Below are 11,465 nucleotides of genomic sequence, written 5' to 3'. Positions count from 1 at the left end.
GCCTAGACTGCGGTTTTTTATTGCTCAATTTTGTGTATTTGTTGATGACGTGAGTTATTGGTCTTCTTTGTAAATACACAGCATGTTTAGGTAGCTGTCTGCTAACTTCAACATCGCTTGTTCATCGGTGTGGCGGTTAGCTTGCACAAACAGTGAATAACAAATGCCGTGGAATAGCGTTGCAAGATCAGCAGGATCATGATCGTTACACACTTCGCCGCGCTCCATCGCTTTGATAAACATGTTTTGCACTAATAACTGGTTAGTTCGGTTGGTGCTAACAAACAGTGGCCAGACTTCATCACGGGTTGAAGCGCTCCACTCAAACCACACTTTAAGCCAATGACAATCTTCAGCGATGAGATTAACCATCTCTGATGTCAAATTCGCGAGGTTTTGTTTGGCGTGTAAATCTAGGTCGATATTGTCTGACAGAAAATTAGAGAACTGACGTACCACATAGTTCAGTACATCATCGACTAAGTCTTCACGTGTTGGGAAGTAGTTGAATACTGTTGCGACCGATACTTGTGCAATTTCTGCAATATCGGCATGACCACCACGACCAATCCCACGGCGCGCAAATACATCCAGAGAAATATCCATCAGCTGTTGCTTACGTTTTTTGGGCGAGAGTCGGGTGCGGGGTCTTTTTGCTATAGAGTCCATATTAATTTAAATCCTTGCCAAATGAGTTGATTACATCCATGCACATCATCATTCTTAGGTTCTCTTATTCAATTTAGCGATATCAATGGAATAAGAGTACTGCTGACCTCGGAAAATAAGGCGCATCTTAGTAAATGGGCTTTGCCCTAATTAGTATTTTATTAATTGTATATCGCGATTATGAGTGTAATGGTGCATATGGTTAGGGTCAATATTTTCAGTACACTTAATAATCAATTTTGTTAGTAACGTGCGAAAGGTCATACTGTTTTTCGCTCGTTTCAGAGAATTGTAGTCGCTTGAGGTTTATTCTCTTTCTGTGCTGGTGTTAAACTACGCGCTTGCAAACGCCCAACGGTGTCTGAGCTACTATTATTAGACGCTAAAAATGACAAGCGAGAGTGGTATGAAACATACAATAGAAGTAATGATTTCTGAGCAGGAAGTTCAGGAACGTGTGCATGAATTAGGTAAGCAAATCACAGCTCATTACCAAGGTAGTGAAGATCTTGTCTTAGTTGGTCTACTACGTGGCTCATTTGTCTTTATGGCAGACCTTGCGCGTGCTATTGAACTTACCCACCAAGTTGATTTCATGACTGCGTCTAGCTATGGCAACACCATGGAAAGTTCACGTGATGTGCGCATCCTTAAAGACCTTGATGATGACATCAAAGGTAAAGACGTGTTGCTAGTAGAAGACATTATCGATACCGGTAATACCTTAGCGAAAGTAAAAGAAATTTTGTCGTTGCGTGAGCCAAAATCGATTGAAATCTGTACCTTGCTAGATAAGCCTTCTCGCCGTGAAGTCGATGTGCCAGTACAGTGGATTGGTTTTGAAATTCCAGATGAGTTCGTTGTCGGCGTGGGTATCGATTACGCCCAAAAATACCGTCACCTACCATACATCGGTAAAGTGGTTCCTCAAGAATAAGCCAATGGCTTAATAATGCTTGAGTGGAAAGATTAAAAAAGCCCATCACGGTAACGTGGTGGGCTTTTTGCTATGTATTCATCTGTATAAGCTAAGCGATTAACGACACAGCAGTTTGAAATCAGGGTTAAGTATCGCTTCCAATGAAGAGAGGTAAGAAGCTTCTACTGATTCTTTCGAGTTGGAGCGATTGCCTAGATACTGCAAACGACCATCATCAATGCCATAAACCACACCGTGAATTTCAACTTCTTGACCGCGTTCCCATGCATTTTGAATGATGGTTGAGTTGCCTAAGTTATACACTTGCTCTGCTACATTGATCTCACCTAATTTATCGGCTTTATCTGCTTCAGACATTTGGTCTAGGTAAGCGCGGTGTTTGAAATAGATATCGCGGATGTGTAACAACCAGTTATTGATCAGACCCAATTGTGGATTATCAATCGCTGCATTGACACCACCACAGCCATAGTGACCACAGATAATAATGTGTTTGATTTTCAACACATCCACTGCGTACTGCACCACAGATAGGCAGTTAAGATCAGTATGTACTACGAGGTTTGCTACATTACGGTGTACAAACAACTCGCCAGAAAATAATCCGGTTAAACGCTCTGCTGGTACGCGGCTGTCAGAACAACCAATCCAGAGAAAGTCAGGCTTTTGCCCTTCCGCAAGTCGGGTAAAATATTCAGGTCGTTCCGATTTGATTTCTTCAGACCATTTCGAGTTATTGTCGAACAACTGTTTCATTTTCGGCATTGTCGTTACTTATATCCCTAAAGTTTCTGCTCAACAATATACACAATGTTACAAAGCCATTCTCTAAAAAAATGCATGAAAATGCACTCATCTGACGTGTTGCTGTAGTCAAAATCATAAACTTAGTCATTTTTATGTCAAATCCATCAGTTGTTATAGGTGTGTGATGTAATTAACACTGTCGTATCGCTAGTAACGTTTGGTAATATAAATCGGTTTGGCTGTTTACTATTGCAGGGAGCGATATGTTGTTTGGAGATCGTTTTAAAGAGATCAATTTGAAGGGAGATCTGTTTGGTGGTGTGACGACCGCTATCATCTCTTTGCCATTGGCGCTGGCATTTGGTGTTGCCTCCGGAGCCGGGGCTGAAGCTGGCTTGTGGGGCGCGATCATGGTTGGTTTGTTTGCGGCACTGTTTGGTGGCTCATCAACGCTGATCTCAGAACCAACAGGCCCAATGACAGTGATCATGACTGCGGTATTGACCAGCATGATGGCTAAGTACCCAGAGACGGGTATGGCGATGACGTTTACCGTGGTGATGATGGCCGGTGCTTTTCAAGTATTACTCGGTACCTTAAAGCTGGGAAAATACGTCACTTTGATGCCATATAGCGTGATTTCCGGATTTATGTCGGGGATTGGCGTTATTCTTATTATTTTGCAACTCTCGCCGTTATTAGGCCACGCAGCGCCCTCAGGCGGGGTGATGGGCACTCTGTCTGCATTGCCCGATACATTGGCTAATGTGAAATTTGGTGAACTGTTTTTGGGCGCGCTAACGCTCGGAATTTTATTTTTCTTTCCATCGAAATACCGCAAATACGTGCCTGCCCAATTAGTTGCATTAGTTGCGGTGACGTTACTCTCGGTTATTTTGTTTGATAACGATGCGATTCGTCGCATTGGTGAAATCCCTGCTGGGTTGCCTTCGTTAGTCGTGCCGCACATTAATACAGAAATGTTTACCACCATGGTGATTGATGCCTTGGTGCTGGGAACATTGGGCTGTATTGATACTTTATTGACGGCGGTTATCGGTGATTCATTAACTCGAAAAGAGCATGACTCTGATAAAGAGCTACGTGGTCAAGGTCTTGCGAATATGCTTTCTGGCTTGTTTGGCGCATTGCCAGGGGCAGGTGCCACCATGGGCACGGTGACCAATATTCAAGTTGGAGCTCGCTCGCCACTTTCCGGGGTGATTCGTGCATTGATGCTGGCATTGGTGGTACTTGTCGCGGGGGGCTTAACCGAGCCGATTCCAATGGCGGTGCTGGCCGGTATTGCGGTCTATGTTGGTTTTAACATCCTTGATTGGAGTTTTATTCAACGAGCACACAAAGTGAGTGTGCAGGGCATGGCGATCATGTACGGCGTGATGCTGCTGACGGTGTTTGTTGATTTGATTGCTGCGGTGGGATTGGGGGTTTTCATTTCCAATATTATCATCATTGAACGCTTGAGCCGTGAGCAGGCGCGCCAAGTTAAAGCCATCAGTGATGCTGATGAAGACGATGTACCACTGACGGAAAGTGAACGCGGCTTACTTGACCAAGCAAATGGCAAAGTACTGTTTTTCTATCTGTCAGGGCCGATGATTTTTAGTGTCTCGAAAGCGATTTCTCGTCAGCATAGCAGTATTGATGAATATGAAGCGATGATTCTTGATCTGACCGATGTACCGATGATTGATGTCACTGTTGGTCTGGCATTGGAAAATGCGATAAACGATGCGCTTGATGCTCATTGTGCGGTGTATTTACTGTGTCCGAATAAACAGATTTGGCAGCAATTAGAGAAATTCCACATTCTCGATTTAGTGCCGGGACAAAACATATACTCGTTCCGTTACGAAGCGTTACGTGCTGCGATTAAACATGTTGAAACGGATGAACATCAGATGATTACCGTTTAATTTGACCAATAGATTAGTGATTTAATTGAGGCCGTAAGAGAGATCTTACGGTCTTTTTATTTATCGCTAGGCTAAATGTTTCGAACTTATTCGAAAGGTTTATTTGTAATCATCGTTATTCGACGATAAACTGGTTTGAAATTGATAGTCGCTAACCGCTTTGTCATCGAAAAGCGGTTGGTCACAACAAGCGAGCGATTATGTACGCATTAGAAATAGATCAGCTAAGAAAGACTTATGCTGGCGGATTTGAAGCATTGAAGGGTGTTAGCCTGAATGTGGAAAAAGGGGATTTTTACGCTTTACTCGGGCCAAACGGTGCCGGTAAATCGACCACGATTGGCGTAATCTCGTCTCTTGTGAACAAGACCTCTGGCAAAGTAAAAATCTTTGGTTTTGATATTGATAGCGATCTTGAGCGCGCGAAGCAAAACTTAGGCTTAGTGCCGCAAGAATTTAATTTCAACCCGTTTGAAACGGTTGAACAAATCGTAATGCAGCAAGCTGGCTATTACGGTGTTGCCAAATCGCTTGCCAAAGAACGTGCTGAAAAATACCTAACCAAGTTAGATTTGTGGGAAAAGCGCAAAGAGCGCGCGCGTAACCTCTCTGGTGGTATGAAGCGTCGTTTGATGATCGCGCGTGCCTTGATGCATGAGCCACAACTTCTGATCCTCGATGAACCAACCGCAGGGGTGGATATTGAATTGCGCCGCTCAATGTGGGAATTCCTCAAAGAGATCAATTCAGAGCAAGGTATTACGATTATTTTGACCACACACTATCTTGAAGAGGCAGAAATGCTGTGTCGTAACATCGGTATTATCAATCGTGGTGAGTTGATTGAAAACACCTCGATGAAGGCGTTGCTCTCTAAACTGGATGTGGAAACGTTTATTCTTGATGTCGATACAGAGCAAACTCTTCCAGAGTTAGAAGGGGTCATTTCTCAACATGAAATCAATGGCTCGCTTGAGATTGAAATTGCCAAGAATAAAGGACTTAACCATGTGTTTGCTCAGTTGAGTGAGCAAGGTGTTCAGGTGATGTCGATGCGCAATAAAGCCAATCGATTGGAAGAGCTGTTTGTCAGCATTGTTCAGCAACAAAGCCGAGGCGAATAATATGTATCAACTTTACTGGACGGCTTTTTGTAGCTTATTGACTAAAGAAATCAATCGTTTTACGCGAATTTGGGTTCAAACTCTTGTTCCACCCGCGATCACGATGACGCTCTATTTTATTATCTTTGGTAACTTAATCGGTTCACGCATTGGCGAAATGAACGGTTTTAGTTATATGGAATATATCGTACCGGGTTTGATCATGATGTCGGTGATCACCAACTCATATTCCAATGTTGCATCGTCGTTCTTCAGCTCTAAGTTCCAACGCAATATTGAAGAGCTATTGGTTGCACCAGTACCAAACTACGTCATCATTCTTGGCTTTGTCATGGGCGGCGTGGTGCGGGGCTTGCTGGTGGGGACAATCGTGACGTTTGTGTCGCTGTTTTTTGTTGACCTACAAGTGGACCATTGGGGCATTATCATTGCTACCGTCTTTTTGACTTCAGTGGTTTTTTCTTTGGGTGGCTTGATCAATGCGGTCTATGCTCGCACGTTTGATGATATCTCTATTATCCCAACCTTCGTACTGACACCTCTAACCTATTTGGGTGGTGTGTTTTACTCGATCAGTTTGCTGCCTGAGTTTTGGCAGGGCATTTCGAAGATTAACCCAATCGTCTATATGGTCAATGCATTCCGTTACGGCTTTTTAGGTGTTTCCGATGTAGGTATTGTTACTTCATTTGGTGTGCTGGGAGTGTTTGTCGTCGTGTTATACGCGATTGCGCATCACCTAGTGACGAAAGGTATTGGTTTACGTTCGTAGGGTGTGGAGAAGCGAGAGGATAGAGCGCTTCGCTAGAGAAGTAAGGTGGTTAGTTACGAGATATTTTTAGAGTCTCAAAGCTTTGCTGTTTCTAATTGAACACTATTAAAAAAGGTTGGCATGTGCCAACCTTTTTTGTTTTATGTCTCATCGCTAGCGATTGAGTTTAACTCTCTGGAGAGTTCTCTTCGCTCGTATCAGCCTCTTCTTTCGCTTCAGTCGCCATCTCAACCGTTTGGTTGTCGATCAGACGAGCTTTACCGAGGAAAGCGGACATCAGAATCACTGCTTGAGTGGTTTCAGTTGTGATGGCTTGCAGCGTGCGAGCATCACGGATAAAGATCTCATCAGGCTGTAGGCCGGCTGCGCGTAGTTGGTCGCTAGCATCTTCAATCACTGAAGCGTAATCATCGCGGCCGCCGCGCATCGCGCTGCTGATCCAGCGCATGGTACGCGCTAACACTGGTGCACGTTGACGCTCATCCAGAGTCAGTAAACCGTTACGTGAGCTCATGGCTAAACCGTCCATTTCACGTACGGTTGCAACGCCGATGATTTCGATATCCATCGCCAAGTCTTCCACCATCTTGCGGATGATCGCTAGTTGTTGGAAATCTTTCTCACCAAAACAAGCCACGTCTGGTTGAACGATGTTGAAAAGCTTCGTCACGATGGTCGATACGCCACGGAAGTGGCCCGGACGAGAGGCGCCCTCAAGCATGGTTGACAGTCCTGGAACATCAACCGATGTTTGGCTTTCTAACCCTTCAGGGTAGATAGTTTCTGGTGTTGGTGTGAATACCAACTCAACCCCTTCGCCATTCAGTTTGCTCAGATCATCTTCAAGTGTGCGTGGATAGTTGTTGAGATCATCCGCACGCTCAAATTGCATTGGGTTGACGAAGATACTCACTACAACGATATCTGCGTATTCGCGTGCTTTGCGAACCAGTGTTAGGTGACCTTCGTGCAGGTTACCCATGGTTGGTACAAAAGCGACTTTGCGACCGTCACGCTTATACTGTTTAATCTGCTCACGGAGAGCTGAAATGTCAGCAAATGTTTGCATGATGATATCCTCTAGGCAATCGTATGTGCTTCATCTGGGAACGCACCACTCGCAACATCATCGATGTACTTAGTGATGGCTTGGCGTATATCGCCTGTTTCAGCTAGGAAGTTTTTCGAGAATTTCGGCATGTAGTTGGCTGCGATGCCAAGCATATCGTGCATTACTAGGATCTGACCGTCAGTCACATTACCAGCACCAATGCCGATCACTGGAACATCCAGCACTTCGGTAATGCGTGCAGCAAGTTCTTGCGGTACACATTCAAGCAGTACGATTTGCGCACCAGCTTCTTGCAATGCAAGCGCGTCACGAACCATACGATCCGCTTTTTCTTGCTCACGGCCTTGAACTTTAAAACCGCCAAAAATATTGACCGATTGAGGGGTTAAACCCAAGTGAGCACACACAGGTACCGCGCGCTCAGTCAGCATTTTCACGGTATCAATTAACCAATCACCACCTTCTAGCTTGACCATGTTAGCACCCGCACGCATTAGCTTGCCTGCGTTTTCACAAGCTTGCTCAGGCGTCGCGTAGCTCATGAATGGCATATCGGCCATTAGTAAGCTATTTGGGCTACCAGCGCGCACACAGCGCGTGTGGTAAGCAATTTCTTCGACTGTTACAGGCAGTGTGCTTGATTCACCTTGCAATACCATGCCAAGTGAATCGCCAACCAGTAGCACTGGCATTTCTTGTTGTTCAAACAACTGGCCAAAGCTTGCGTCATAAGCTGTAGAAGAGGCAAATTTACGACCTTCTTGTTTCCACTTGATAAGGTCGTTGATGGTAATTTTTTTCATTAATTATCCTTAATAAGGAGCTGGCTATGAGTGCCAAATTCTGAGTCCATTGCGGTCAACACTGTGTAGTAGTTGTGCAAGCTCAGTCCCGTCAGGGAGTGTTAAATTAGGGGCGATTTCAGCGAGCGGGTAGAGAACAAATTCTCTTTCACGCATTCCATAATGTGGAACGGTTAATCGCTCGGAATCGATTTCCTCATTGCCATAAAGAATGATGTCGAGATCTAGAGTTCTTGGTCCCCAGCGCTCATCTTTACGGACTCGCCCTTGTTCTAGTTCAATTGCTTGGGTGCAATCGAGTAGTTCAAGAGGCGTTAATTCAGTTTGAATTGCCACAACTGCATTGATGTAGTCAGGTTGATTTTGTGGCCCCATTGGCGTGCTACTATAGAGCATTGAGGCCTGAATAAACTCTGATCTAGGCAGTTGTTTTAGCGCCTCAATGGCGCTATTTGCTTGTGCAACAGGATCGGCCATATTACTGCCGACAGCAATATAGGCGGTGATCATGATGCGTTGCTGCTTTTACGCGTATTGCGTCGATTACGGTTATTGCTCTTACGACGACGTTGTCCGCTTTTCGCCGCTGGCTCGCTGTCTAATTCTGCGGCCATTTCTTGGCGAATATTACGACCGGCATTTTGGAAAGTGTTCCACCATTTTGCCAGTTTTCCGGTTTCGCCACCTTCGATTTCAGCGCGCATTTCTAAGAAGTCGTAACCAGCACGGAACTTGTTGAGCTCCATTAAACGGAAAGCACGTTTACCGTTGCGACGAGGCAAGCGCAATTGCAGTTGCCAAATTTCGCGAATGGTTGCGGTATGGCGGCGAGGAATTGCGATGGTGCGCACTTGCTCATCAAGAATGATGTTGCTAGCTTCCATCATGGCATCGTAATCACACAGTTTACGAGTTTCCATCAGCTCTTTTGCTTTCGCTTGCAGTGGGTACCACAGCATGGCCGCAAACATAAACGCAGGGTTAATGCGTTTACCTTCTTCAACTCGTTGGTCGGTTGAATCTAAAACGAGATCAAGCATTTGTTCCGCTGGTGAATCGTACTCTTCAGTGAAGAATTCCGACACCGTTGGGAATAGCGGTTGGAAAAGGTTGTATTCACGCATTAAATGGTACGTCTCAAGGCCGTAGCCGGTTTGTAGCATTTTAAGCGACTCTTCATACAAACGCGCTGAAGGGATCTCTTTTAACAGGTGCGCTAACTCTTCGATTGGCGCTGCGGTATCTTCTTCGATATCAAAATCAAGTTTTACGGCAAAGCGGATCGCGCGCAACATACGCACCGGATCTTCACGGTAACGCGTTTCTGGATCGCCGATTAGGCGGACCAGTTTGTCTTCGAGGTCTTCATTGCCGCGAGCGTAATCGTGAATGGCAAAGTTACCAATGTTGTAATACATCGCATTGATGGTGAAATCACGACGCTCTGCATCTTCATCAATGGTGCCATAGACGTTATCGCGTAGCAGCATGCCTTCTTTTGATTGCATTGCGACATTTTTGCTTGGCTCTTGGTGGTGACCACGGAAAGTCGCGACTTCGATAATATCGCGGCCAAACATAATGTGCGCTAAGCGAAAACGGCGGCCAATTAGGCGGCAGTTTTTAAACAAATGGCGAATCTGCTCTGGCGTTGCATTGGTTGCGATATCAAAATCTTTTGGCGAATGACCTAATAATAAGTCGCGTACGCCGCCGCCAACAAGAAATGCATCAAAGCCTGCACCATGAAGTCGGTATAGCACCTTCAGTGCATTGTCACTGATTTGCTTGCGCGAAATATTGTGCTCTTCTCGAGTAATAATATTTAGAGCGAGCTCCGGAAAGCTAGTTAGCTCGCTTGGTGTATAGTCGTTTTTATTCATGTGCTTTTGACAAAATCGGTCATTAAACCGCTTCTGTTTCCATTAAATTCTGGCGCCCAAGGGCGAATTTGCGGCTAATAATAGCTTAACAAGGCCGATTTGAGAATCTCGGCGTGATCTCTGTTGTATTAGGTAGCTGCTTAGTATGCCAATTTTGTACGCCCCAATGGATGATTTCTGCTAAGGAAGCGTTTGCTAAATCTTTTTCTAAATCAAAGCCTAAAAAGTGCATTGCTTCTAATAATGCGGGCTTAGGATTGAGATTGTCCACCGCAGGAGCATGATTTTGTTTTGATAATTTTTGACCATTCTCACCCAACGCTAAAGGCAGGTGAAGGTAGCTAACAGGGGTTTGACCTAACATTTTATAGAGGCTGATTTGACGTCCAGTCGGTTCAATCAAGTCTGCCCCTCGCACCACTTGAGTGATTCCTTGGTCAATATCATCCAATACTACCGCAAGGTTGTAAGCAAATAAGCCATCACGACGCTTTATAATAAAATCTTCATCAGCCAGTGTGGTCGGAATCGTCAGCAGGCCATGTTTTTGGTCGACGAAATCGTACACAGGTTCTGTCATGCGTAGGCGAATCGCACAAGGTGTTGTGGCAGAGAGTTTCAGATCGCGGCAGGTTCCTAAGTAAAACCCACCCGCTTGTTTGATCTCTTTTCGACTGCATTGGCAATAGTAAGCCTGACCACTCGCGAGCCATTGCTCGATTTGATCTTGGTAGAGCTGATGACGTTGGCTTTGGTAAACCACTTCACCATCCCAATGCAGTTGATAAGCCTCTAAGGTGCGCAAAATGAGATCCGACGCGCCCACCATTTCTCTGGGAGGGTCAATATCTTCAATTCTGACTAACCACTGGCCTTGATGGGCTTTGGCTTGAAAATAACTGCCCAAAGCGGCCACTAAAGAGCCAAAGTGAAGCGGGCCAGAAGGGGAGGGAGCGAAGCGACCGATGTAACTCATAATGAAACCGAACAAAGAAGTGAAGAAACCAAAAAGGGAGCATATCTGCTCCCTTTTCACTTAATGGCTGGCAAGATTAACCTTGCATCTGCTTTTCTTTCATCTCTGCAAGTGTTTTACAGTCGATACAAAGATCTGCAGTTGGACGAGCTTCTAAACGACGCACGCCAATTTCAACGCCACAAGATTCACAGAAACCAAAATCGTCTTCTTCGATTTTAGTTAATGTTTTTTCGATTTTCTTGATCAAGCGACGCTCACGATCACGGTTGCGTAGCTCTAGGCTAAACTCTTCTTCTTGCGAAGCACGGTCAACTGGATCTGGGAAGTTCGCCGCTTCATCCTGCATGTGGTGAACAGTACGATCAACTTCCTGTCTTAGCTGGTTGCGCCAAGCTTGTAAAATTTGGTTAAAGTGAGCCATTTGCTCAGGTGACATGTACTCTTCACCTGGCTTTTCTTGATAAGGTTCAACGCCTGCAATGGCTAGGATGCCTATCGCTTTTTTCTTTAATTCTGACATGCAGTATCTCCTAACACCT

The 11,465-nt window shown here is 45.1% G+C and carries 12 protein-coding genes; 4 read left to right on the top strand and 8 right to left on the bottom strand.

Annotation, left to right across the window (positions count from 1 at the left end; all coding sequences use genetic code 11):
* Positions 1 to 54 precede the first annotated feature (54 nt).
* Entirely contained in the window at positions 55 to 669 is a 615-nt protein-coding gene (locus tag RH86_RS06925; protein ID WP_009385704.1) for a LuxR/HapR/OpaR family quorum-sensing transcriptional regulator, read from the bottom strand.
* Positions 670 to 1,075: 406 nt separating this feature from the next.
* On the opposite strand from RH86_RS06925, the gene hpt reads away from it, so the two are divergent.
* Complete coding sequence (gene hpt, locus RH86_RS06920; RefSeq protein WP_009385703.1) at positions 1,076 to 1,606, top strand: hypoxanthine phosphoribosyltransferase; 531 nt, start codon at positions 1,076 to 1,078, stop codon at positions 1,604 to 1,606.
* Between the two features lie 99 nt (positions 1,607 to 1,705).
* Here hpt and can read toward each other — a convergent pair whose 3' ends face one another.
* Positions 1,706 to 2,374 (bottom strand): carbonate dehydratase, encoded by a 669-nt coding sequence (gene can, locus RH86_RS06915; protein WP_005593193.1) that lies wholly within the window; start codon positions 2,372 to 2,374, stop codon positions 1,706 to 1,708.
* Between the two features lie 245 nt (positions 2,375 to 2,619).
* Between can and RH86_RS06910 the strand changes: the two genes are divergently transcribed.
* The 3 genes from RH86_RS06910 (at position 2,620) to RH86_RS06900 (ending at position 6,189) form a co-directional block, all read left to right on the top strand.
* A complete protein-coding gene (locus RH86_RS06910) occupies positions 2,620 to 4,293 on the top strand; it encodes a SulP family inorganic anion transporter (RefSeq protein WP_005593194.1) in 1,674 nt (557 codons plus the stop codon).
* Positions 4,294 to 4,493: 200 nt separating this feature from the next.
* On the top strand, positions 4,494 to 5,417 hold the full coding sequence (locus RH86_RS06905) for an ABC transporter ATP-binding protein (RefSeq protein WP_009385701.1): 924 nt from the start codon (positions 4,494 to 4,496) through the stop codon (positions 5,415 to 5,417).
* 1 nt (position 5,418) lies between these two features.
* The gene (locus RH86_RS06900) at positions 5,419 to 6,189 is read left to right on the top strand and encodes an ABC transporter permease (protein ID WP_009385699.1); all 771 of its coding nucleotides are present in this window, start codon (positions 5,419 to 5,421) and stop codon (positions 6,187 to 6,189) included.
* A gap of 166 nt (positions 6,190 to 6,355) precedes the next feature.
* Here RH86_RS06900 and panC read toward each other — a convergent pair whose 3' ends face one another.
* From panC to dksA, 6 genes are all read right to left on the bottom strand, one after another.
* Positions 6,356 to 7,258, bottom strand: coding sequence for a pantoate--beta-alanine ligase (gene panC / locus RH86_RS06895; protein WP_009385697.1), 903 nt, complete (start codon positions 7,256 to 7,258; stop codon positions 6,356 to 6,358).
* A gap of 11 nt (positions 7,259 to 7,269) precedes the next feature.
* Complete coding sequence (gene panB / locus RH86_RS06890) at positions 7,270 to 8,064, bottom strand: 3-methyl-2-oxobutanoate hydroxymethyltransferase (protein WP_009385696.1); 795 nt, start codon at positions 8,062 to 8,064, stop codon at positions 7,270 to 7,272.
* Positions 8,065 to 8,088: 24 nt separating this feature from the next.
* Positions 8,089 to 8,574, bottom strand: coding sequence for a 2-amino-4-hydroxy-6-hydroxymethyldihydropteridine diphosphokinase (gene folK / locus RH86_RS06885; RefSeq protein WP_009385695.1), 486 nt, complete (start codon positions 8,572 to 8,574; stop codon positions 8,089 to 8,091).
* Positions 8,571 to 9,947 carry a polynucleotide adenylyltransferase PcnB gene (pcnB, locus tag RH86_RS06880; RefSeq protein ID WP_009385694.1) on the bottom strand — a complete coding sequence of 459 codons (1,377 nt, stop codon included), beginning with the start codon at positions 9,945 to 9,947 and terminating at the stop codon, positions 8,571 to 8,573. Before pcnB ends, folK begins: the two co-directional genes overlap by 4 nt.
* 85 nt (positions 9,948 to 10,032) lie before the next feature.
* Complete coding sequence (gene gluQRS / locus RH86_RS06875) at positions 10,033 to 10,923, bottom strand: tRNA glutamyl-Q(34) synthetase GluQRS (protein WP_009385693.1); 891 nt, start codon at positions 10,921 to 10,923, stop codon at positions 10,033 to 10,035.
* Between the two features lie 76 nt (positions 10,924 to 10,999).
* Positions 11,000 to 11,446 (bottom strand): RNA polymerase-binding protein DksA, encoded by a 447-nt coding sequence (gene dksA / locus RH86_RS06870; RefSeq protein WP_005593204.1) that lies wholly within the window; start codon positions 11,444 to 11,446, stop codon positions 11,000 to 11,002.
* Positions 11,447 to 11,465: the final 19 nt, after the last annotated feature.

Source organism: Vibrio sp. N418 (assembly GCF_000222565.1).
Classification (GTDB): domain Bacteria; phylum Pseudomonadota; class Gammaproteobacteria; order Enterobacterales; family Vibrionaceae; genus Vibrio; species Vibrio scophthalmi.
Note: the sequence above shows the minus strand (reverse complement) of the source record. Positions and strands in the feature narration are given on the sequence as shown.

What these genes read in the sequence shown, in the direction of transcription:
- RH86_RS06925 (WP_009385704.1), bottom strand. Translation starts at nt 669, where the DNA reads ATGGACTCTATAGCAAAAAGACCCCGCACCCGACTCTCGCCCAAAAAA.
- RH86_RS06910 (WP_005593194.1), top strand. Translation starts at nt 2,620, where the DNA reads ATGTTGTTTGGAGATCGTTTTAAAGAGATCAATTTGAAGGGAGATCTG.
- panB (WP_009385696.1), bottom strand. Translation starts at nt 8,064, where the DNA reads ATGAAAAAAATTACCATCAACGACCTTATCAAGTGGAAACAAGAAGGT.
- gluQRS (WP_009385693.1), bottom strand. Translation starts at nt 10,923, where the DNA reads ATGAGTTACATCGGTCGCTTCGCTCCCTCCCCTTCTGGCCCGCTTCAC.
- dksA (WP_005593204.1), bottom strand. Translation starts at nt 11,446, where the DNA reads ATGTCAGAATTAAAGAAAAAAGCGATAGGCATCCTAGCCATTGCAGGC.
- RH86_RS06905 (WP_009385701.1), top strand. Translation starts at nt 4,494, where the DNA reads ATGTACGCATTAGAAATAGATCAGCTAAGAAAGACTTATGCTGGCGGA.
- pcnB (WP_009385694.1), bottom strand. Translation starts at nt 9,947, where the DNA reads ATGAATAAAAACGACTATACACCAAGCGAGCTAACTAGCTTTCCGGAG.
- panC (WP_009385697.1), bottom strand. Translation starts at nt 7,258, where the DNA reads ATGCAAACATTTGCTGACATTTCAGCTCTCCGTGAGCAGATTAAACAG.
- folK (WP_009385695.1), bottom strand. Translation starts at nt 8,574, where the DNA reads ATGATCACCGCCTATATTGCTGTCGGCAGTAATATGGCCGATCCTGTT.
- hpt (WP_009385703.1), top strand. Translation starts at nt 1,076, where the DNA reads ATGAAACATACAATAGAAGTAATGATTTCTGAGCAGGAAGTTCAGGAA.
- RH86_RS06900 (WP_009385699.1), top strand. Translation starts at nt 5,419, where the DNA reads ATGTATCAACTTTACTGGACGGCTTTTTGTAGCTTATTGACTAAAGAA.
- can (WP_005593193.1), bottom strand. Translation starts at nt 2,374, where the DNA reads ATGCCGAAAATGAAACAGTTGTTCGACAATAACTCGAAATGGTCTGAA.